Source organism: Streptomyces populi, from assembly GCF_002911015.1.
GTDB lineage: Bacteria > Actinomycetota > Actinomycetes > Streptomycetales > Streptomycetaceae > Streptomyces > Streptomyces populi.
In genome coordinates, this window is record NZ_KZ626975.1 from 1 (window position 1) to 21,130 (window position 21,130).

General features: G+C 73.0%; 18 protein-coding genes. 8 read left to right on the forward strand and 10 right to left on the reverse strand.

Features of this window, described 5'->3' with window-relative positions:
• Positions 1-880, forward strand: an 880-nt coding sequence (locus tag CW362_RS37680) for a maleylpyruvate isomerase mycothiol-dependent enzyme family protein (protein ID WP_338069095.1), incomplete at its 5' end; no start/stop codon positions are given.
• Positions 881-954: 74 nt separating this feature from the next.
• Here CW362_RS37680 and purU read toward each other — a convergent pair.
• Positions 955-1,839, reverse strand: a complete 885-nt coding sequence (purU, locus tag CW362_RS37685) for a formyltetrahydrofolate deformylase (protein ID WP_103554102.1) — start codon at positions 1,837-1,839, stop codon at positions 955-957.
• Between the two features lie 112 nt (positions 1,840-1,951).
• Positions 1,952-2,452, reverse strand: coding sequence for an SCO4402 family protein (locus CW362_RS37690; RefSeq protein WP_103554103.1), 501 nt, complete (start codon positions 2,450-2,452; stop codon positions 1,952-1,954).
• 117 nt (positions 2,453-2,569) lie between these two features.
• Between CW362_RS37690 and CW362_RS37695 the strand changes: the two genes are divergently transcribed.
• Complete coding sequence (locus CW362_RS37695) at positions 2,570-3,868, forward strand: ABC transporter substrate-binding protein (RefSeq protein ID WP_103554104.1); 1,299 nt, start codon at positions 2,570-2,572, stop codon at positions 3,866-3,868.
• Positions 3,869-3,942: 74 nt separating this feature from the next.
• Here the strand turns inward: CW362_RS37695 and CW362_RS37700 are convergent, their stop codons facing one another.
• Both CW362_RS37700 and CW362_RS37705 read right to left on the reverse strand, forming a co-directional pair.
• Positions 3,943-5,583, reverse strand: coding sequence for a hypothetical protein (locus tag CW362_RS37700; protein WP_103554105.1), 1,641 nt, complete (start codon positions 5,581-5,583; stop codon positions 3,943-3,945).
• A 426-nt stretch (positions 5,584-6,009) separates the two neighbouring features.
• The gene (locus CW362_RS37705; RefSeq protein ID WP_103554106.1) at positions 6,010-7,395 is read right to left on the reverse strand and encodes an NsdA family TPR-like regulatory protein; all 1,386 of its coding nucleotides are present in this window, start codon (positions 7,393-7,395) and stop codon (positions 6,010-6,012) included.
• A 303-nt stretch (positions 7,396-7,698) separates the two neighbouring features.
• Here CW362_RS37705 and CW362_RS37710 point away from each other — a divergent pair, with 303 nt between their 5' ends.
• From CW362_RS37710 to CW362_RS37720, 3 genes are all read left to right on the forward strand, one after another.
• Positions 7,699-8,352: a bifunctional DNA primase/polymerase gene (locus tag CW362_RS37710; RefSeq protein ID WP_103554107.1), complete on the forward strand. Its 654-nt coding sequence runs from the start codon at positions 7,699-7,701 to the stop codon at positions 8,350-8,352.
• Positions 8,353-8,441: 89 nt separating this feature from the next.
• Positions 8,442-9,239, forward strand: a complete 798-nt coding sequence (locus tag CW362_RS37715) for an ABC transporter ATP-binding protein (protein WP_103554108.1) — start codon at positions 8,442-8,444, stop codon at positions 9,237-9,239.
• The gene (locus tag CW362_RS37720; RefSeq protein ID WP_103554109.1) at positions 9,236-10,849 is read left to right on the forward strand and encodes a transporter; all 1,614 of its coding nucleotides are present in this window, start codon (positions 9,236-9,238) and stop codon (positions 10,847-10,849) included. The genes CW362_RS37715 and CW362_RS37720 overlap by 4 nt, the downstream gene beginning before the upstream one ends.
• Positions 10,850-10,861: 12 nt before the next feature.
• Here the strand turns inward: CW362_RS37720 and CW362_RS37725 are convergent, their stop codons facing one another.
• On the reverse strand, positions 10,862-11,728 hold the full coding sequence (locus tag CW362_RS37725; RefSeq protein ID WP_103554110.1) for an alpha/beta fold hydrolase: 867 nt from the start codon (positions 11,726-11,728) through the stop codon (positions 10,862-10,864).
• A gap of 830 nt (positions 11,729-12,558) precedes the next feature.
• Entirely contained in the window at positions 12,559-13,251 is a 693-nt protein-coding gene (locus CW362_RS37730; RefSeq protein WP_103554111.1) for an iron-dependent transcriptional repressor DtxR, read from the reverse strand.
• Between the two features lie 360 nt (positions 13,252-13,611).
• On the opposite strand from CW362_RS37730, the gene CW362_RS37735 reads away from it, so the two are divergent.
• Positions 13,612-14,367: an SIS domain-containing protein gene (locus CW362_RS37735; RefSeq protein ID WP_103554112.1), complete on the forward strand. Its 756-nt coding sequence runs from the start codon at positions 13,612-13,614 to the stop codon at positions 14,365-14,367.
• Positions 14,368-14,525: 158 nt separating this feature from the next.
• Here the strand turns inward: CW362_RS37735 and CW362_RS37740 are convergent, their stop codons facing one another.
• Complete coding sequence (locus CW362_RS37740; RefSeq protein WP_240658256.1) at positions 14,526-15,908, reverse strand: PAS domain-containing protein; 1,383 nt, start codon at positions 15,906-15,908, stop codon at positions 14,526-14,528.
• A gap of 738 nt (positions 15,909-16,646) precedes the next feature.
• Between CW362_RS37740 and CW362_RS37750 the strand changes: the two genes are divergently transcribed.
• Entirely contained in the window at positions 16,647-17,702 is a 1,056-nt protein-coding gene (locus CW362_RS37750; protein WP_103554114.1) for an isopenicillin N synthase family dioxygenase, read from the forward strand.
• Between the two features lie 37 nt (positions 17,703-17,739).
• Here CW362_RS37750 and CW362_RS37755 read toward each other — a convergent pair whose 3' ends face one another.
• On the reverse strand, positions 17,740-18,840 hold the full coding sequence (locus tag CW362_RS37755; protein ID WP_103554115.1) for a citrate synthase 2: 1,101 nt from the start codon (positions 18,838-18,840) through the stop codon (positions 17,740-17,742).
• 452 nt (positions 18,841-19,292) lie between these two features.
• Between CW362_RS37755 and pdxH the strand changes: the two genes are divergently transcribed.
• Positions 19,293-19,931 (forward strand): pyridoxamine 5'-phosphate oxidase, encoded by a 639-nt coding sequence (gene pdxH / locus CW362_RS37760; protein WP_240658257.1) that lies wholly within the window; start codon positions 19,293-19,295, stop codon positions 19,929-19,931.
• A 29-nt stretch (positions 19,932-19,960) separates the two neighbouring features.
• On the opposite strand, the gene CW362_RS37765 is transcribed toward pdxH, so the two are convergent.
• A complete protein-coding gene (locus CW362_RS37765) occupies positions 19,961-20,578 on the reverse strand; it encodes a TetR/AcrR family transcriptional regulator (protein ID WP_103554117.1) in 618 nt (205 codons plus the stop codon).
• A partial coding sequence (locus tag CW362_RS37770; protein WP_103554118.1) for an enoyl-CoA hydratase-related protein occupies positions 20,566-21,130 on the reverse strand: 565 nt, incomplete at its 5' end. The genes CW362_RS37770 and CW362_RS37765, both read right to left, overlap by 13 nt.

Consider the following 21,130-nt stretch of genomic DNA (forward strand, 5'->3'; position numbering starts at 1 on the left):
CGACGCGGAGACCGCCCGTCTCGACGCCCTGCTCCAGGACATCGGCGGCTCCGAATGGCACGCGCCGGTGCGGCTGCGCTGGTTCGAGGGCGAGGGGCCCGTGAGCCGCCGTACGACGGTCGCCGGGGTCATCGCCCACCTGCTGAGCGTCGACGGACTGGTCGCCGTCGCGCTGGGCCTGGACGATCCGCTCGGCAAGCCCGACGCGGAGCGGGCGACCCCGCAGGACCGCACGGAGGCGTACTGGCGTGCCTCGCGCGTCCCGCCCACCTGGTCCGTGCGCGGTCCCTGGCGGGAGCAGAGCCACGGCATCGTCCGGTCGGTGTCGTTCGTGGAGGAGGACGCCCCGGCGACCGGCGGGGTCGCGGGCGGGGAGGCCTCCGGACGGCTCACCGTGCCGTACGGCGGTTTCGAACTGCCGCTCAGCGACTCGATGCTGGACCGGGCCTTCGAGTGCTGGGTGCACGCGGAGGACATCGCCGACGCGGTGGACTACCCGTACGAACCGCCCGCTCCCCGGCATCTGCACCGGATGATCGACCTGGCCGCGCGGATGCTGCCCGTCTCGCTCGCCGAGCGGCGCCGGGCCGGGCTGTCGGACCGGTCCTCCCGGCGTCTCGTCACGGCGGGCGCCCCGGGCCGCAGCCTGCGTCTGGAGATCGAGGGCTCCGGCGGCGGCGAGTGGCTCATCCCGCTCGACTCGCCCGGCGCCGTCGGCTCCGCCGAGCACGAGGTGGCCCATGTCGCGCTGGACGGGGTGGAGTTCTGCCGCCTGGCCGCGGGCCATGTGTCCCCGGAGGAGGCGGCCGCCGGACAGGACGGCGACCGCGAGGTCATCAGGGACGTACTGCTCGCGGCCGCGTCGCTGAGCCGGATGTGATCCGGCGCGTTCGGACGGTCAGGGGTTCGGACGGTCAGGCGGTCAGACGGTCAGGCGGTCAGGCGGTCAGGCGGTCAGGCGAAGACGACCGTCCGGCGTCCGTTCAGCAGGATGCGGCGCTCCGCGTGCCACTTCACGGCACGGGCCAGCGCCTGGCACTCCACGTCACGTCCGATGGCGACGAGCTGGTCGGGGGTGACGTCGTGACCGACCCGCTCGACCTCCTGCTCGATGATCGGGCCCTCGTCGAGGTCGGCGGTGACGTAGTGCGCCGTGGCGCCGATGAGCTTGACCCCGCGGGCGTGCGCCTGGTGGTACGGCTTGGCGCCCTTGAAGCTCGGCAGGAAGGAGTGGTGGATGTTGATGATCCGGCCGCTGAGCTGCTTGCACAGGTCGTCCGAGAGGACCTGCATGTAGCGGGCGAGGACGACCAGCTCGACGCCCTTCTCGCGCACCAGCTCCAGCAGCTGCGCCTCCGCCTCGGCCTTCGTGTCCTTCGTCACCGCGATGTGGTGGAAGGGAATGTCGTAGGACCCCACCAGCTCCGCGAAGTCCGTGTGGTTGGAGACCACCGCGGCGATGTCGACGGGCAGTGCTCCGATCCGCGCGCGGAAGAGCAGGTCGTTCAGGCAGTGGCCGAACTTGCTGACCATGAGGACGATCCGCATCCGGTCCTCGGCCCGGTGGATCTGCCATTCCATGTGGAACGCGTCACCGACCGCCGTGAAACTCGCACGCAGTTTCTCCACGGTCACCGGCGACTCCGCCGAGAAGTGGACGCGCATGAAGAACAGGCCCGTGTCGTGGTCGCCGAACTGCTGGCTGTCCTCGATGTTGCAGCCGGTCATGAACAGGTAGCTCGACACGGCGTGCACGATGCCCTGCTTGTCGGGGCAGGACAGCGTCAGGACGTACTGCTCGGCGGCGGGCGCGGTCCCGCGGACGGACGGCTCATTCATGCGGGACAGAATCCCATACCAGGGGTCCGCACCGGAGTGCCGTCCCGCCACGCGGACGCCCTCCGGGGCACCTCACGGCCGCCGGGCCACGGGCCCACGGCCGTACCGACGGCTATGCGGACCGCGTCAGGATGCGCAGGACCTCGAGGGTGCGCGGAGGCGCGTCCGGGTCCTCGCCGTCGCTCGACGCCAGCCGTACGTGCGCGGCGCGCGCGGCCTGGAGGGCGTCCGGCCACCCCTGGTGGTCGAGATAGGCGGAGACGGGCGCGTCGGGTCCGACCTGGTGCATGATCCGCAGGACCCGCAGGACGGCGCTGTCCACGAGGGCCGCCTCCTGGGAGTCCCGGAAGATCGTGCCGACGTATTTCTCGGCCGACCAGTTGTCCAGCCAGGTGTCCTCGACCAGGCGGTACACGGCGTCCGTGACGTCGCCGTACCCGTCGACGCCGGCGAGCCAGACGTCCCTCTGGAAGACGGGGTCGGAAAGCATGTGCAGCGCGGAGCGCACATTGCTGCGCCAGCGCCACCAAGGCATGTCGTTCAGTGGCATGCCGCCCATGGTGGATGAGCGACGGCCGCGGCGGGAAGGGTTCTCCGAGTCTTGCACGGTCATCGATCGTACGGTCCCTGTGAAAAACAGTTCATCGGCCCCTGCAATTCACCTCAGCGTCACCTGTTGTCGACCACGGGTCACACAAGGGTTTCTGGTGTGGGGGAATCGTGCATGCCCATGACCGGTAGGCGACGTACTCGCACCACCTCCCCCACTCCGCCCCGGCCCCGCAAGGCCAAGCTGCTGTACGCGAGCGCGTTAATCGCGTGCGCGTCGGTCGCCGTCGGATGCGGGGCCATCCCTGGTGCCACGGGGGGCTCCGGGGATGGCCCCGTCAAGGTGATGACCTGGGCGCCCGAGAAGACCGACGCGACGAACAAGCCCGGAATGCCCGCGCTGGCGAAGGCCTACGCGCGCTGGGTCAACTCCCACGGCGGCATCAACGGCCGTCAGCTGGAGGTCCTCACCTGCAACGACCACAACGACTCGGTCGACGCCGCGCACTGCGCCGAGCGGGCGGCCGAGGAGAAGGTCGTCGCGGTCGTCGGTTCCTACAGCCAGCACAGCCGTGCGTTCCTCTCCCCGCTGGAAAGCGCGGGCATCCCCTACATCGGGGGCTTCGGGGTGACCGACGACGAGTTCACCAGCCCCGTCTCCTATCCCGTCAACGGCGGTCAGGGCGTCCTGCTGGCCGGACTCGGCGAGCAGCTCGGCAAGAACTGCGGCCCCGTCTCGCTCATACGCCCCGACACCATCGCCGGTGACGAGCTGCCGGTGCTGCTCGACGCCGGTCTGAAGGCGCTGGGCCACCCGCGGGCCGCGGACCAGCGGGCGGCCGAGGACGCCACCGAGTACTCCCGGCCGACACAGCTGGCGCTCGATCACGCGACCTCCGAGCCGGGCCGGCAGGGCTGTGTGGTCCCCTCGCTCGGCGACCGCACCAACACCTTCATGGACTCCTTCCGGCGCGACAGCGCGAACTACCGGAAGGTGGTCACCGGTACGGTCATCGGCAGCATCGACCAGTCGCAGATCGACGCCACCGGCGGCAAGGCGGGCCCCTACGAGGGTTCGTACGTCACCGGCTGGTACCCGACCGCGGACGACAAGCGCTGGTACCCGATGCGCGCGGTCATCAAGGAGCAGGCCTTCGGCGACAACCGGATCGATCCCGCCGACTCCGGGGTGCAGACCACCTGGATCGCCTACACCGTGCTGAAGAAGGTCATCGAGTCCCTCGGCGCGGGAGAGGTGTCGCCGCTCACCGTCCGGCACCAGCTCGACAGCGGCATCAAGGTGGGCACGGGCGGGCTCACGCCGACGCTCAGCTGGCGCTTCGACGCGCAGACCCCGGCCGCCTCCTTCCCGCGTCTCGTCAACGCGGACGTCACCTTCCAGGTGATCCGCGACGGTCGGCTGACCTCGCAGCGGAGCGGGTTCGTCAACATGGCGAAGACGCTGGCGGCCGCGGACTAGCGGGCCCGGGCGGCGCTCACGACGAAGCCCGGCCCCCTCGCCGCTCAGGCGGAGGGGGCCGGGCTTCCGTACGGTCACAGCTGTGTGCGGGCCCGCTGCGTCAGGCCGTACTTCGACGCGATGGAGTTCCACAGCGTCGCGGCCTTCCCCTTCTGGGCGGAGGCCGTTCCGCTGGCCCGGTCGCCCGCCTGGGTCTCCCCGGTGGTGCGGGCCTGGCCCTTGCGGCAGCCCTTCTTGCCGTTGCCGACCTGGTCGGCCCAGGCCGCGTAGTGGTTGTCGGCCGAGGCGGAGGCCCTCCAGCCGCTGTTGAGGGCTGCGGTCAGCTCCTCGTGGTTCGGCAGCTTGTCGACCGCGAGGCCGGAGAGCCGGGTGACCAGCTCGCCGCGCTGCTTGGCCGCGTCCCGCAGATCATTGGCCGCCTGGCCGAGGTTGTTGCACGCCTTCACGTTCGCCACGGCCCTGATCACCGAGTCACGGCTGTTGGCGCTGTCCGCGAGGAGCTTGTCCAGCTCGACGGCCTGCGCCTTCACCGGATCGGCACCGGCGGGCGCCGACGAACCCGCCGTCGCGGGCGCGGTCGCGGCCACCGTCTTGCCGGTGTCGTCCTTGCTGTCGTCGCCGCTTCCGCCACCGCTGAGCAGGGCGCCCGCGCCGACGCCGAGCACGATGATGCCGATGCCGACGGCCGCGATCACCGGGACGCGCGAGCCGCTGCGGCCACCGCCGCCCGCTCCGTCACCGTCGGACGGGCCACCGCGCCGCCCGGCGGACCGGCCGCCGGGCGCGCCCGGCGCGGACTGGGCGCCGTACGTGTCGCGCGGGGCCTGCGGGCCGCCCGCGTCGATGCGCGGCAGCATCTGCGTCGACCCCGCCGCCTCCGGCTCGTTGCGGAAGAGGTTGTCGAACTCCGCCGGGGGCTGCCGCTCCTCCTGCGCGCCGGAGGGCATCCCGAAGGACCCCGACGGCTGCGCGGGCACGGGCGGGATGTACTGGGTGGCGTCGGCGTCCGAGCCGGCGGACGGCAGGGATCCCGCGCCGGGGCCGCCCTGCGTCGCCTGCCCCAGGTACTGCGGCGCCCCGGCCCCCGTCTCCGGCGGCAGCGCGCCCGGCCCCACCGGCGGCATGAACTGGGTGGCGCCCTCGTCCGGCGCGGCGGCGACCGGCGGTATGAACTGCGTCGCCCCCTCGTCCGCGCCCGGGGCGGCCGGTATGTACGGAATGTACTGGGTGGCGCCCTCGTCGCCGCCGGCCGGCAGCGACGTCCCCTGCCCGCCCTGCTGCTCCTGGACCCCGTAGCCGCCGTAGCCGTCGTAGCCGGCGGCGGAGTGCGCGCCGTGCGCCCCCGGCGCATAGCCGTTCTGGACGCCGTACGCCGAGGACTGCGCGTTCTCGGGCGGCAGCGGCGCGGAGCCGGATCCCGGCCCGCCGAAGCCCTGCGCCTGCTGTGCGCCGTGCGGGTCCGACGCCGGCCAGCCCTGGGGCTCGGACGGGGCGGAGGGACCCCACGCGGGCGCGCCCCAGCCGTCACCGGGCCCCGGGGCCTGGGCGGCCGACCGGTCGGGGCCCCACTGTCCACCCCAGGCCGGGCCGCCGGCCGGGGTCGCACGGTCACCCGCCGTGCCCGGCAGCAGCGGCTCGCTGCCGTCGGAGGGCAGCACGATGCCTTCGCGCGCGGGCCGCGCCGAGGGCTCCTCGCCCTGTCCACTCTGCGTCACCGGGACTCCTACGAATGGGGGACCTTCGGAATCATCGGCTCACGCTACCGGGTCCCCACAACCCGGTGCCACGCAGCACCTGCGGTGACCGCCCCGCCCTGTGACACGGGTAACGAAAACGCCCCCGAATGCGCTGTACAGGACCCACCCCGCTCAGGGCGCCCCCGTTTTCCCGGCGTTCACGCCGCCACGGAGCATATGTTCATGCGCGCGGGCCCGGACGGCCCGGAAGAGAAATGATCACACTCCGCGCCGGCAGCCCTCGTCCCCGGCTTCCACCCCGGAGCACGCGGGGCGCGGGTCCGGGGCGGGGCGCACGCGGTGTGCGCCCCCTGGCGACGCGTACCGGTCCGGCCGCACCGGACGGCACACCCTCGACTCACGTGTCCCCGGACCCCCCGTACCCCCGGAGTCCCCCGCGTACGCTCACGCCGCCGCCTGCAACTCCATGCGCGCCCCGAACTCCCGCACCACGGCCTCGTTCCGGAACGGCTCCAGGCGCTGCTGCAAGTCCTCCAGGTACTCGGCGCCGCGGTTGGAGCGGAGGGTGCCGAGGAGTTCGACGGCGCGCAGGCCCGTGTGGCAGGCCTGCTCCACCTGGCGCTGCTGGACCTGTGCCGTGGCCAGCAGGACGTAACCGATGGCCCGGCGGCGGGCACGCGTCTCGGGATGACCGGCCAGGGACTGCTCGGCGCACCGCGCGGCGGCCTCGGCCTGGCCGAGGTCCCGGTGGCAGTGGGCCAGCTCGTCGGCCAGATAGGCCTCGTCGAAGTGCGCGATCCACGCCGGGTCGTCCCCGGAGGCCGCGTCGGCGTTCTCCAGGGCCGTGACGGCCCGCCCGGCCGCCACCTGGGCGGCGCGCGCGTCGCCCAGCAGCGCGTGCCCGCGCGCCTCGGCGGCGTGGAACATCGACTCCGCCCGCGGCGTCACCCGTCCGCGCGCGCCTTCCTGGGCCGCGCGCGCCAACTGCGCGATCTCGCGCGGGTTGCCGAGCTGGGCGGCCAGGTGGCTCATGGACGCGGCGAGGACGTAACCGCCGTACCCGCGGTCGCCGGCCGCCTGCGCGAGCCGCAGCGCCTGGATGTAGTAGCGCTGGGCGAGCCCCGGCTGGCCGGTGTCGATGGCCATGTAGCCGGCCAGTTCCGTCAGCCGGGACACGGCCGCGAACAGTTCGCGTCCGACCGCTTCCCGGTAGGAGCCGGCGAGCAGCCCGGAGACCACGCTGTTCAGGTAGTGCACGACGACCGGACGCACGTGTCCGCTGCCGTACTGGTGGTCCAGATCGACGAGGGCCTGCGTCATCGCGCGGACGGCCGCCACGTCCGAGAGCCCGACGCGCGGGCCCGCCGAGCGGGCGACCTGCGAGTCCGGCGACGAGATCAGCCAGTCGCGGCTCGGCTCGACGAGCGCGGAGGCGGCGACGGACGACCCGGACAGGAAGTCCCGTCGCCCCACGTCGCTGCGCCACAGCTCACAGACCTGCTCGATGGCGCCCAGTACGGTCGGCGAGAACTGGAGGCCGACACCGGACGCCAGGTTCTTGCCGTTGGCCATGCCGATCTCGTCGATCGTGACCGTCCTGCCGAGCTTGCGGCCGAGCGCCTCGGCGATGATCGCCGGAGCCCGCCCCCGGGGCTGCTGGCCGCGCAGCCAGCGCGCGACGGACGTCTTGTCGTAGCGCAGGTCGAGCCCGTGCTCCGCTCCGCACATGTTGACCCGGCGGGCCAGCCCGGCGTTCGAGCAGCCCGCTTCCTGGATGAGCGCCTGCAACCGCTCGTTCGGCTGCCTGGCGATGAGAGGCCTTGCGGCCATGGCGTACCCCCTGTGGCTGCGGTGCCTGCCCACGCACCGGGTTGACGTGTCCTCACCGGCCGGTCACCGAAGAAGACCGGCCAGGAAGATCGATGCCCCGCGGACATACCGAAGATGCGGGACATATGAGGATTGCCGGGGTGAAGACGGTTGCCCGGCCCCACCCCTGATTACCCGCTACCGGCTGCCGTTCCCCCGCGCGCCCCCGCACGTGCACCCGTGCGCCCCGGCCGGAGAACCGGTGCTCCTCCCCCGCGCGCATGTCCCCCGTAACCCGAAGTGGACGCGGGAGTTGAGACCCACGTGGAAGAGACCATCGCGGGCACCGAGTCCGCACAGATACCTCACCAGCGTGGTGATTCGCTGCGGGAGACCGCCGTGCGCTACGTCGAGGAACGCCACTGGGACGTGTTCCCCGGCACCTGGCTCGAAACGGCCGGCGGTGTACAGCTCTGCTCCTGCGGCGACCCCGCCTGTGCCGCGCCCGGCGCGCATCCGGCACGCCGGGAGTGGGCGGCCCAGGCGACGGGCAGCGTGACGGTGGCGCGGCGGCTCTGGTCGGACCGGCCGACGGCGTCGGTCCTGCTGCCCACGGGGCGTACGTTCGACGCGATCGACGTACCCGAGTCGGCCGGGTTCCTGGCGCTCGCCCGTATGCGGCGGATGGATCTCGGCCTCGGACCGGTGACGTGCACCCCGGACCGTCGCATGCAGTTCTTCGTGCTCCCCGGAGCGGCGGCGAAGATCCCCGGTCTGGTACGGGCGCTGGGCTGGCCGCCGGCCTCGCTCGATCTGACCACGCTCGGCGAGGGGGCCTACGTGGCCGCGCCGCCGACCCGGGTCGGATCCCGGGGCGCCGTGCAGTGGGCCTGCCGTCCGACGCCCGCGAACCGCTGGCTGCCGGACGCGGAGGAGCTGATCTCGCCGCTGGCCTACGCCTGCGGGCGCGACCGGTAGAGGCCGGCAGGGACCGGCGCGGGACGCCGGGGGTCAGGGGAGTCCGGCGGGGGCGGGTGGCGGGCGGCCCGGGGATCTAGGGTGCCTGTATGGACGAGGGAGCGAAGGACGGCGGCACACCCGCCGTACGCATACAGGGGCTCTGGAAGCGGTTCGGTGAGCAGATCGCCGTGGCCGGGATCGATCTGGAGCTTCCCGCCGGGCAGTTCATCGGGCTCGTCGGGCCGAACGGCGCCGGCAAGACCACCACCCTGTCGATGGTGACCGGACTGCTCAGACCCGATCAGGGCACGGTCGAGGTCGTCGGTCGCGACGTGTGGCGCGACCCGGCGGAGGTGAAGGCCCGGATCGGCGTGCTGCCCGAGGGACTCCGGCTCTTCGAGCGGCTCTCGGGGCGCGAACTGCTCGGCTACACCGGCCGGTTGCGGGGCCTGCCCGGCGCCGAGGTCGACAAGCGCGCCACCCAGCTCCTCGACGTCCTCGACCTCGCGGGCGCCCAGCACAAACTCGTCGTCGACTACTCGACCGGCATGCGCAAGAAGATCGGTCTGGCCTGCGCGCTCCTGCACAACCCCGAAGTCCTCTTCCTGGACGAGCCGTTCGAGGGCGTCGACCCGGTCTCCGCGCAGACCATCCGGGGCGTCCTGGAGCGGTACACCGCGTCCGGCGCCACCGTCGTCTTCTCCTCCCACGTGATGGAGCTGGTCGAGTCGCTGTGCGACTGGGTCGCCGTCATGGCCGCCGGACGCATCCGCGCGCACGGTCCGCTCGCGGAGGTGCGCGGCGGCGCGCCCTCGCTCCAGCAGGCGTTCCTGGAACTGGTCGGCGCGCACGGGCGCGGCACCACGGCCGACCTGGACTGGCTGGGCGGCGGGGCTTCCCGGTGAGCGCCGGCCCCGGCGTCTCCGCCGTCTCGATCACCCCCGTCGTCGTACGCCTGAAGCTGTCGCTCCTGCGCAACGGACTGCGGCAGTCCGCCGGCCGGCGGGCCGCGTTCATCGCGTCCACGGTGCTCGTGCTGCTCTTCGCCGCGCTCCAGTTGCTCGGTCTGATCGCGCTGCGCGGCAACGAGCACGCCACCGCCGTCGGCGTCCTCCTCGTGGCGGTCCTGGCGCTCGGCTGGACGGTGATGCCGCTGTTCTTCCCCAGCGGCGACGAGACGCTCGATCCGACGCGGCTGGTGATGCTGCCGCTGCGGCCGAAGCCGCTCGTCCGGGCGCTGCTGGCCGCCTCCCTGGTGGGTGTCGGGCCGCTCTTCACGTTCTGTCTGCTGCTCGGTTCGGTGATCTCGGTCGCGCACGGGACCGCGGCGTACGTGACGGCGGCGGTCGCCCTCGTGCTCGCCCTGACGGTCTGCGTGGCCCTCGCGCGGGCCGTCGCGGCCGCCAACATCCGGCTGCTGTCCAGCCGCAAGGGCCGCGATCTGGCGGTGCTCAGCGGGCTGGTCATCGCCGTCGGCGCCCAGCTCGTCAACTTCGGCGCGCAGCGGCTCGGTTCGGCGGGCGGCCTGTCGAGGCTGGACCCGGTGACGGACGTGCTGCGCTGGATCCCGCCCGCGTCGGCGGTCGGCGCCGTGGACTCGGTGAGCGACGGGTCGTACGGGGCCGGGATCGTCCAGCTCGCGTTGTGCGCGGCCGCCCTGGCGGGACTGCTGGCGCTCTGGTCCCGCCATCTGACGCGGCTGATGACCTCGCCCGACGGGTCCACGCTCCAGGCCGCGGAACCCGCCGCCAAGGAGCGCGGCTCCTCGGGGCTCGCGCGGCTGCTGCCGGCCGGGCGCACCGGCACGGTCATGGAGCGCAGCCTGCGGTACGTGTGGCGCGATCCGAAGACCAAGGCGGCGTGGGTGACCTCGCTGGCCATCGGTCTGATCGTGCCGGTGTTCAACGCGCTCCAGGGCACCGGCTCGGTCTACTTCGCGTGCTTCGCGGCCGGGATGCTCGGGATCCAGATGTACAACCAGTTCGGGCAGGACACGTCCGCCTTCTGGATGGTCGCGCTGACGATCTCCTCGACCCGTGACGCCTACGTCGAACTGCGCGGACGCGCGCTGGCCCTGCTGTTGATCACCCTGCCGTACGCGACGCTCGTGACCACGGTGACGACCGGGCTGCTCGGCGCGTGGGAGAAGCTGCCCGAGGTGCTCGGCCTGTCCTTCGCGCTGCTCGGCGCGATGCTGGCGACCGGCGCCTGGTCCTCGGCCCGCTTCCCGTACTCCATCCCCCAGGAGGGCTACAAGAACGTGGCACCCGGTCAGGCCGGTCTCGCCTGGATCGCCATCTTCGGCGGTCTGATCTCGGCCGCCCTGCTCGCCTCCCCCGTCATCGCCCTGACGATCTGGCTGAACGTGAGCGCCGACGGCGGCCACTGGACCTGGCTGCTGCTGCCCGTGGGCGCCGGCTACGGGGTGCTGATCACGCTGCTGGGGCTCCGGCTCGCGGCGCCCCGGACGGCAGGGCGTCTGCCGGAGATCCTGGCGGCGGTCAGCAAGGGGTGAGGAGCGCCGGCTTCATCCGGTGAGCACGCCGTCCAGGAACGGCTCGATCGCGGCGCGCCACGCCTCGGGCCGGTCGTAGTGCACGAGGTGACCGGCGTCCGCGACCTCCGCGTACTGACCGCGGGGCAGGACCCGGACCATCTCCTGGGACTCCGCCCGGCCGAGCTCGCCGTCGAGGCCGCGGACGACCAGGGCGGGGCACCGGACCTGGGCGAGCTCCTCCCAGTGGGCGTCGTACACCCATGTCCGACGGGACTCGAGCATCTGTTCCGGTTCGAAGACGGGGCGCCAGCCGTCGGGGGACTCGTGCATCACCTCGGCGTAGAACTCGCCGCGGGAGGGGTTGTGGCGCTCCACCCAGGGGTCGTCCTCGCCGAACCACTTCCGTACGTCGTCGAGGGTGGCGAAGGGGAGGGGCCAGGCCTTGAACCAGTCCTCCCACTCGCGCTGCGAGGAGGCCCCCAGGGCCGAGGCCCGCATGTCACAGATGATCAGGGCGCGGACGAGATCGGGGCGTTTGGCGGCGAGCTGCCAGCCGGTCAGCGCGCCCATCGCGTGGCCCACGACGACGGCCGGTCCGAGACCGAGCTGTTCGAGGGCGGCCTCGGCGTCCTCGACGTAGGCCTCACGGGTGTACTCGGCCTTCGGTGCCTTGTCGCTCTGTCCGTGACCGCGCTGGTCGAGGGCGACGGCGCGATGCCGCCCGGAGAGCCAGCGGGCGGTGGACTCCCAGTGCGAGGCACGGCCCATGAGGCCGTGCAATAAGAGCACGCCGGGCGTCCCGGACGCCTCCGGCCGGTCGTTCCCGGGAGGATCGGCGAACTCCCAGGCAGCCAGGCGTACACCGCCCGCCCCCGTCACGTCGATGCGCCGCACCATCGGTAATGGCACCCCCTGGCTCGCTCGGACCCGCCCGCTTCCGCTCTTCCCGGCCGGTCCACCCGTACCGCTTCCTGCCGCTGTTCCCGCCGTGCCGGTCGGTGCCTCTCGTGCACTCCCGTCACATCGCCACGTTATCGAATAGGGTTTCGAAACCGGCCTCTTCAGCCGCAACACCCCTCGTTCGAGTGACCACCCACCAGGATTGATCGCCGTCGCCCGGGGGAGATCTTCTGCGGGAGGCGGACCGCTCGGGGAAAACGGTCCGAGGGGACTGACCCTGGGAGCTCGGGGCTCCGGGTCAGCTCAGGGGAGGACAGGCCCCGGCGCCGGACGGCGCCGGGGCCTTCTCCACGTCCGCGGCACATTTTCACGCCCCCTCTCCGACCGTGCACCATCGCTCTCGGACACGGTCAAGAGCCCTCAGGTCATATGCCTCACGCGACAGCCTCGCACGCAAACGGTCCCGGCGCTGCGATTCGGCACACTGAATCTTGGTTTCGACAAGGTCGCGGAGGCATCACAACTACCCCTGTAGTCACAGCAGTTGGCACACCGGGGGCAGTGCGGGCCGAGCGCGCCCCACGGTGTCCGGCGTGCTCCCGGGCGCCGACACGGAGGTCAGCGGCCGCCGACCCCCCGGTCGGCGCCCGGAAGCTGCCCCTCGCGGGCACCGGAAGCGCGGGTGAAGAGGAAACGGGGATCCGGAATCAGGGACACCCGAAGTGCGGACGCCCGGGACACGGCCGCCGGGGGCCCGGACACCACGGGCCCGGACACTGCGGGGCCGGCCACCGGCGGCGCCGGGGACCTCGGACCCGCGGGCCGTGTCAGCGCTTGGCGACGAACACGTGAGAGGCAACGTCCGCCTCCAGCTCCGCGGCCTCGCCGCCGCTGCCGACGAGGACCCCGCCGGCCGACTCGGTCACGCTGACCACGGAACCGGGCTGCACGCCCGCACGCCGCAGCGTGTACATCAGCTGGGCGTCCGTCTGGATCGGCTCACCGATCCGCCGTACGACCACGGTCTTGCCGTCCAGGCCCGGGTCCAGCTCGGACAGCGCCACCATGCCCTCGTCCAGGAACGGGTCCGCGCCGTCCTTCTCGCCCAGCTCCTCCAGGCCCGGGATCGGGTTCCCGTACGGCGACTCGGTCGGGTGGCGCAGCAGCTCCAGCACCCGCCGCTCCACCGCCTCGCTCATCACGTGCTCCCAGCGGCAGGCCTCCGCGTGCACCTGCTCCCACTCCAGGCCGATGACGTCGACGAGCAGACACTCGGCGAGACGGTGCTTGCGCATGACGCGCGTGGCCAGCCGCCGGCCCTCGTCCGTGAGCTCCAGATGCCGGTCGCTCGCCACCGCCACCAGGCCGTCGCGCTCCATTCTCGCGACCGTCTGACTCACCGTCGGGCCGCTCTGGTCGAGCCGCTCCGCGATACGGGCGCGCATGGGGACGACGCCTTCCTCCTCCAGCTCGAGGATGGTGCGGAGATACATCTCCGTGGTGTCGATCAGTCCGGACATTCGTGCCCCTCGATTAGCTCTGCCGGAGACCCGATGGCCCACCGGCGTGTGCGCTGGCCCTGGACTCAATTCTGACGCATAGCACCGACAACCGTGCCTCGCCGTTCGAACCGCTTGACGCCGATCGCCCAGGATCCACACGGCCCGGGCATCCGGCCCGCCCGCGGACGCCGTGGCCGGCGCGCCCGGAAGCGCCCCCGGAAGCCGTATTGACAGGGCAGTGGTCCAGACCGCAACGTGATCCGCGACACGACGGGAGTACGGCCGCGCCGGGCGACCGGTTCAGCCGTCCGCCCGCCCCGCGCCGGCCGGGCGCCGCCGGGACGTCCGAGCCGACGAGACTTCTAAGGGGCTTCGCCGATGAGCGACAGCAAGCTTGCCGGGCAGTTCTTCGACGCCGCCATCGGCCTGCTGCGGCAGGTGCGGGACGAGGACGCCGGGGAGATCGAGGCGGCCGGGACCCTGATCGCCGACACCGTCGTCGACGGCGGCCGGCTCTTCGCCTTCGGCGCCGGGCACTCCTCGCTCGCCGCGCAGGACATCGTCTACCGCGCGGGCGGCCTCGCCCTGATGAACCTGCTCACCGTGCCGGGAGTGGTGGGCGTCGACGTCATGCCCGCGACCCTGGGCTCCGCCCTGGAGCGGGTCGACGGTCTGGCGAGCGCGGTCCTCGACTCCAGCCCGCTGCGCTCCGGCGACCTGCTGGTGGTCATCTCGCTCTCCGGCCGCAACGCGCTCCCGGTGGAGATGGCCATGAACGCCCGCGCCCTGGGGGTGAAGGTCATCGGCGTCACCTCCGTCGCCTACGCCACCGAGACGACGTCACGTCATGTGTCGGGCACCTACCTCAAGGACCACTGCGACGTCGTCCTCGACTCGCGGATCCCGGTCGGCGACGCGGAACTCACCCTGGACTCCATCGAGGCGCCCTTCGCCCCCGCCTCGACCGTCGTCACCTCGGCCCTCCTCCAGGCCGTCATGGCCACGGCGGCGGGCGCCCTCGCGGACCGCGGCGTCGAGCCGCCCCTGCTCCGCTCGGGCAACGTCGACGGCGGCCACGAGTGGAACGGCCGGGTCATGACGGAGTACGGGGACCGAATCTTCTACCGGCGCTGAAGAGGTCCCGGAACCGGGCCGCGATCGGCGCCGGGCGGATTCCGGGGCACCGGGGCTTCCAGGAGACCAGGTCTCGACCGGCGCCGGGCGGATTCCGGGGGCGAGGCTCCGGGGCCCCCGAGGCTTCCGGGAGGCCGGGTGGGCGGCCGGGGGTGTCCTCAGGGTTTTTCCGTCAGTTCCGCCAGGTCCAGGGCCATCGCGATCCGTGCGGCCACGTCCTCCGCGTACATCGCGTCCGTGCGCTCGAACCGGCTGCGGCCCGCGTTCCGCAGGAACGTGACGACCCCCAGCGTCCGGCCGCGGCTGCGCAGCACCGCGCACAGGGCGTGCACGGAGTCCCGCGGCCACTGACGGGCGAGCGCCCACTCGCGCGCCTGTTCGGGGTCGGCGGCGGTCGCGTCGGCCCGCACGGAACCGGCGCGTTCCACGCATTGCAGCGCGGGGTGCCCCTCCCCGTAGCGCAGGGGCAGCCCGGCCTTCCCGGTGATGTGGCTCGGTCCGGGCGACCCGGCGGGCGTGGCGACCGTCCGCACGAACCGCACGGGCCCCTCCTCGTCCACCGACCGGCCCTGGGCCACCCGGTCGACCAGGGCGTGGTCGGCGAAGCCCGCGAGGGCGAAGTCGAGGTGGACGGCGGCGGCCTCGGCCGGGCTCTCGCACTCGGCCGCGGCCCGCGCGGCGCGGTGCAGCTGGTTGGCGCGGAAGCGCAGCATCGCCGCCTCCTGCTCGGCCTGCTTGGCCTCGGTCACGTCCTGGAAGAGCCAGCCGACGCCGAGCGGCACGGGTTCCTCCGCGAGCGGCGAGGCGAGCCGCACGAAGCCGCTGAGCCAGCACCGCCGCCTGTCGCCCTCCGGCGTGCGCACGCCCACCCACATGTCCGCGGGGGCCGGCGGCGCGCCTTCGGACAGGACGTGGGTGAGGGCGCTCTCCAGCTCCTCGACGCCCAGGGAGAGCAGGTCTCCCAGCGGCCGGCCGAGGACGGAGCCGCGTCCGGTCCCGAAGGCCTGGGCGGCGTGCTCGTTGACCACGGCGGGCCGCAGGTCCGCGTCGACCAGCACCACGCCCCAGCCGGCGTCCTCGAAGAGCGCCTCGCTCAGCGCGATCGACCGCTCCAGGTCGATCTGGGTGTGCACCTCGCTGAAGGCGCAGTACACCCCGGCGGGCTTGCCGTCCGGGCCGCGCACGGCGGCGGACTGGGTACGCACGAGCACCCTGCCCCCGTCCTTGGTGAGGAGCGCGAACTCCTGCACCTGGCGGCCGGGGGCCTCCATGGCGGACATCAGCCGGCCCTCGACCTCCTCGGCGTCCGCGGTCCGCACGGCCCAGCCGGCGAATCCGCGCCGCCCCACGGCCTCGGCCGCCGTCCACCCGAGGATGCGCTCGGCCTCGCGGTTCCAGTGGGTGAGGACCCCGTCGGCGTCGAAGGCGCACAGGGCCGCGTCCATGCCGTCCAGCAGCGCGGCCAGCAGATCCGAGCCGTCCCGCCCGGGCTCGTCCGGCCCCAGCTCGTCGGTGGTCCCACTACGCCGGGAAGCACTCACCTGGACCCCCTGCAGGCTGCGTCCGTGTGTACGGCGCGACAGTTCACTCAGTCACCACCATTCAACTCGAACGTGACCCAGCCCACACCTCGTTCCCCGAAGATGGAGGAAATCGCTGTACTCCGGATTTCCGCACCGCCCGCCCCAGGGGCCCCTGGCCCCCTCCGGCGCCCCGCGGTAAATCGCTTGAGGCCTCCGGGATGTGTTCCTAGAGTGATGCACACGTAGGAGAGGAGGTGGTTCGGCTCATGACGGAAACCCGGACATACGAGGTGGCTGCGGGCTAGCGGCCCGTTGCCGGACTCGGTTCGGCGCCGGACCAGCATGTGTGATGTGCATGCAGCCGGCCCAATCCAACGCAGTCACCCGACCCGCGAGCTCGCCGGTGCGTCCGGCCGGCCCCGTCGCCGCAAGGCGGAGGGACCCGAGCTCGCGGGTCGTCCGCTTTCCCGCCCCGGGCACGCGTCCCTCCCGGGTGAAGGGGCCTCCGAGGCCGGGCGGCCCACCGGAGTGATCCGGGTCACGGATGGATCGCGGGGGCCGCAGTACTCTGGGGCCATGCATCCGATGCTCGTTCGACGCCGCCACGTGGACTACGTGCGCGTCACGAGCACGGGCTGTCGGCGCTCTGCCTGACCGGCCCCCTTCGCACAGCCTCTTTCCCTCACCCGGCACCCGTGGACCCCGCCCCACCCCTGGCGGCCTCCCGGGTCCCCGTACACCCCGCGGACGCATCTCATGACGACGAACACGTCTTCCACGCCTGCCCCGAACGGGCGGCGGCTCCCCTCGTACCGACAGCTCCCGATCATCGACCTCTCGGCGGCCGACCGCGGCCCGCAGGCCCGGGCGCTGCTGCACGCGCAGCTCCACAGCGCCGCCCACGACGTGGGGTTCTTCCAGCTCACCGGGCACGGGGTGACCGAGGCCGAGACCGGCGCGCTGCTGCGGGCCATGCACCGGTTCTTCGCGCTCCCCGAGGCCGACCGGCTGGCCCTCGACAACACCGGCTCACCGCACTTCCGCGGGTACACGCGGACGGGCGACGAGCGCACGGGCGGCAGCCGGGACTGGCGGGACCAGCTCGACATAGGCGCGGAGCGGCCCGCGCGGCCCCCTCGCCCCGGTGAGCCCGCCTACTGGTGGCTCCAGGGCCCGAACCAGTGGCCGGCCGCGCTGCCGGAGCTGCGCACCGCCGCGCTGACCTGGATGGAACGGCTGAGCGAGGTCGCGGCCCGGCTGCTGCGCGAGCTGCTGACCGCCATCGGGGCTCCCGCCGGTTTCTACGACCCGGTCTTCGGCGAGCGGGCGCATCCCCACCTGAAGCTGGTGCGCTATCCCGGGAGCGCCGGCGACGGAGCCTCCCAGGGCGTGGGCGCGCACAAGGACTACGGATTCCTGACGCTGCTGCTCCAGGACCACATCGGCGGGCTCCAGGTGCAGCGCGAGGACGGCCTCTTCCACGACGTGCCGCCGCTGCCGGGCGCCTTCGTGGTCAACCTGGGCGAGCTCCTGGAGGTCGCCACGAACGGGTACCTCCTGGCGACCAACCACCGGGTGGTGAGCCCCGCCGGGGCCACCGAGCGGTTCTCGGTGCCGTTCTTCTACAACCCGCGCCTCGACGCCCGGATCGAGCCGCTGCCCTTCCCGCACGCCTCCGGCGCGCCCGGCGTCACCGACGACCCGTCGAACCCGCTCTTCGCCGAGTACGGCTTCAACGAGCTGAAGGGCAAGCTGCGGGCGCATCCGCTCGCCGCCGCCCGCCACCACGCGGAGCTGCTCGCTCCCGCGTGATGACCGGCGGCCCGGACGGGGTCGGTGCGCGGCGGGGTCAGTGCGCGATGTCCTCGTACCCCTCGACCTCCTGGACGGTGCGCGTGCCGGGGCCCACGTAGCGCGCGGAGGGGCGCACCAGACGGCCGGTGCGCTTCTGCTCCAGGACGTGCGCCGACCAGCCCGCGGTACGGGCGCACGTGAACATGGAGGTGAACATGTGCGCCGGGACCTCGGCGAAGTCCAGGACGATCGCCGCCCAGAACTCGACGTTCGTCGCGAGGACACGGTCCGGGCGGCGCGCGTGGAGCTCGGCGAGGGCGGCCTTCTCCAGGGCCTCGGCGACCTCGAAGCGGGGGGCGCCCAGCTCGCGCGCGGTGCGGCGCAGCACCCGCGCGCGCGGGTCCTCGGCGCGGTACACGCGGTGGCCGAAGCCCATCAGGCGCTCGCCGTTGTCGAGGGCCTGCCGGACGTAGGCCTCCGCGTCCCCGGTGCGCTCGATCTCCTCGATCATGCCGAGGACGCGGGAGGGGGCTCCGCCGTGCAGCGGGCCCGACATGGCTCCCACGGCCCCGGAGAGCGCCGCGGCGACGTCCGCGCCGGTCGAGGCGATCACCCGGGCGGTGAAGGTGGAGGCGTTCATGCCGTGCTCGGCGGCCGAGGTCCAGTAGGCGTCGACGGCGGCGACGTGCTTGGGGTCCGGCTCACCCCGCCAGCGGATCATGAACCGTTCGACGATGGAGTGCGCCTTGTCGATCTCGCTCTGCGGGACCATCGGCCGTCCCTGGCCGCGGGCGGACTGGGCGACGTAGGACAGGGCCATGACGGCGGCACGGGCGAGGTCCTCGCGGGCCTGCTCCGCGTCGATGTCGAGGAGGGGTTTGAGGCCCCAGACGGGCGCGAGCATGGCGAGCGCGGACTGCACGTCGACGCGGATGTCACCGGAGTGGACGGGGATCGGGAACGGCTCGGCGGGCGGCAGGCCGGGGTTGAAGGCGCCGTCGACGAGGAGTCCCCAGACGTTGCCGAAGGAGACGTGGCCGACGAGGTCCTCGATGTCGACGCCTCGGTAGCGGAGGGCGCCGCCCTCCTTGTCGGGTTCGGCGATCTCCGTCTCGAACGCGACGACTCCTTCGAGTCCGGGTACGAAGTCGGACATCAGGCGGCTCCTCGTGATGTGTACGACGGATGGTGTTGTCGGGGTGGAGGTGACCGGGCGCCCCTGTAGGGGTGGCGGTCGACGGTGAGGTGCTGTGCCGGCCGGTTCCACGGTCGTCCGCGAAGAATCCCGAATGCCCTTCGATCAGTCTCCGCCGACTCGCGGTCCGAAAGCGGTCACCCCGGTGATGCCCCGTACGGCTGGTCCTCCAACCGGGACGGCACCAGCACGATATCTCCGAGTGCCATCTTCAGGGAGAGTACGCGGCACTGAGTGCCACCGCGTGACGAAGCACACCGCTCCCGCATCCGCCCCGGAAACGGGGCCCGATGGGGCAGGATGACCGCGTGAACGATCGTGTCCCGGACGAATCCACGAACGAGCCCCTCATCCAGGCCGCGGCCGAGGCCGCCGAGGCCGCGCACGAGGAGATCGCCGACGACCCCGCCTCGATGCGGGCGCACTACCGAGCCGAGGGACTCGACGAGGGCGACGTCGCCGCGCACCCCATGGAGCAGTTCTCCCGCTGGTTCAAACAGGCTGCGCAGGCCGCGGTGCACGGTTTCGTGCACGAGCCGAACGCGATGGTCGTCTCCACGGCGGACGCCGAGGGCCGGCCCAGCTCGCGCACGGTGCTGCTCAAGGGGTACGACGACCAGGGCTTCGTGTTCTACACCAACTACGACTCGCGCAAGGCCCTCGAACTGGCCCGCAACCCGTACATCTCGCTGCTCTTCCCGTGGCACCCGATGGCCCGGCAGGTCATCGTCACCGGGACGGCGCGGCGCACCGGCCGGGACGAGACCGCCGCCTACTTCCGCACCCGCCCGCACGGCTCCCAGCTGGGCGCCTGGGCGAGCACGCAGTCCAAGGTCATCCCCTCGCGCACCGAGCTGGACGTCCTGTACGCGGAGCTGAGCACCCGCTACCCGGAGGGCGAGCGGGTGCCGGTGCCGCCGCACTGGGGCGGTTTCCGGATCGCCCCGCAGACGGTCGAGTTCTGGCAGGGACGCGAGAACCGCCTCCACGACCGGCTGCGCTACGTGGCCGAGCCCGACGGCAGCTGGCGGATCGAGCGGCTCAGCCCCTGAGCGGTGGCCGGGCGGCGCCGGGCCACCGCTCAGCCGAGCGTCTCCTCCACGATCGTCCCCCACTGCGCCACGACCCGCTCCCGGCGCGCGGTGTCGTCGGTGAGCAGGTTCGCGAGGCCGAGACCGCGCGCCATGTCGAGCAGGCCCTGGACCGTCTCGCGCACCCCGGGCCGGGACTCGTCCGCGCCCAGCAGGTCCACCGCGATCCGGTGGCTCTCGCGGCCCACCCGGGCCTCCAGCTCGGTCACCCGCGCCCGGAGCTGGTCCTCGTTCGAGGCCGCGACCCACAGGTGCAGGGCGGCGCGGAACAGCGGCCCGGTGTAGAGGCCGACGAGGGCGGCGACGACGGCCCGCCGGTCGGCGGGGCCGTCGGGGAACAGGTCCCGCAGGGCGGTGGAGCGTTCCTCGGCGACGTACTCGACCGCCGCCGTGAAGAGGTCCTCACGGGTGGGGAAGTGGTGCTGGGCGGCGCCCCGGGACACCCCGGCGCGCTCGGCGACGACGGAGACCGTGGAGCCCGCCCAGCCGTGTTCGGCGAGGCAGGCCACGGCCGCGGCCAGGAGCCGCTGCCGGGTGACCCGGCTGCGGTCCTGTTTGGGGACGTGCGGAGTACGTGCCGCGTGTTCCGTCGCGCTCACACCACCCATGCGGGATCCCGTCGTTCGAGGAAGGCCGTCATCCCCTCGCGGGCCTGCGCGGAGGAGAACAGCCGGGCCGAGAGCGCGGTCAGGTCCGCCGCGTCCCGGTCGAAGGTCTGAAGCACCTTAGCCGTGAGCAGCGCCTTCGTCTCGGCGAGGGCTCCGGGTTCCGACCGGCGCAGCCCGTCGAGCACGGGCGCGAGTACGGCGTCCACGTCGTCCCCGGCCGCCGTGAGGAGCCCGGTGCGGACCGCCTCGACGGCGTCGAAGCGCTCGCCGGTGAGGTAGTACCGGGCGAGGGCGCGCGGGTCGGCGCGGGGCAGCAGCGGGAGCGAGATCACGGCGGGGGCGACCCCGATCCGCACCTCGGTGAAGGCGAAGCTCGCCGCCGCGCCCGCCGCCGCGATGTCGCAGGCCCCGAGCAGACCGAGCCCGCCCGCCCGGACGTGCCCGTCCACCCGGGCCACGACGGGCTTGCGCAGCTCGACGATCCCCCGCAGCAGGCCGACGAACGCCTCCGGGGGCGGCGGGTCGCGCAGGTCGGCTCCCGCGCAGAAGGTG

Excerpts from the sequence above, each read along its gene's own strand:
- purU (WP_103554102.1), bottom strand. The coding sequence starts at position 1,839 with ATGAATGAGCCGTCCGTCCGCGGGACCGCGCCCGCCGCCGAGCAGTAC.
- CW362_RS37690 (WP_103554103.1), bottom strand. The coding sequence starts at position 2,452 with ATGACCGTGCAAGACTCGGAGAACCCTTCCCGCCGCGGCCGTCGCTCA.
- CW362_RS37695 (WP_103554104.1), top strand. The coding sequence starts at position 2,570 with ATGACCGGTAGGCGACGTACTCGCACCACCTCCCCCACTCCGCCCCGG.
- CW362_RS37705 (WP_103554106.1), bottom strand. The coding sequence starts at position 7,395 with ATGGCCGCAAGGCCTCTCATCGCCAGGCAGCCGAACGAGCGGTTGCAG.
- CW362_RS37715 (WP_103554108.1), top strand. The coding sequence starts at position 8,442 with ATGGACGAGGGAGCGAAGGACGGCGGCACACCCGCCGTACGCATACAG.
- CW362_RS37725 (WP_103554110.1), bottom strand. The coding sequence starts at position 11,728 with ATGGTGCGGCGCATCGACGTGACGGGGGCGGGCGGTGTACGCCTGGCT.
- CW362_RS37730 (WP_103554111.1), bottom strand. The coding sequence starts at position 13,251 with ATGTCCGGACTGATCGACACCACGGAGATGTATCTCCGCACCATCCTC.
- CW362_RS37735 (WP_103554112.1), top strand. The coding sequence starts at position 13,612 with ATGAGCGACAGCAAGCTTGCCGGGCAGTTCTTCGACGCCGCCATCGGC.
- CW362_RS37750 (WP_103554114.1), top strand. The coding sequence starts at position 16,647 with ATGACGACGAACACGTCTTCCACGCCTGCCCCGAACGGGCGGCGGCTC.
- CW362_RS37755 (WP_103554115.1), bottom strand. The coding sequence starts at position 18,840 with ATGTCCGACTTCGTACCCGGACTCGAAGGAGTCGTCGCGTTCGAGACG.
- pdxH (WP_240658257.1), top strand. The coding sequence starts at position 19,293 with ATGCGGGCGCACTACCGAGCCGAGGGACTCGACGAGGGCGACGTCGCC.
- CW362_RS37765 (WP_103554117.1), bottom strand. The coding sequence starts at position 20,578 with ATGGGTGGTGTGAGCGCGACGGAACACGCGGCACGTACTCCGCACGTC.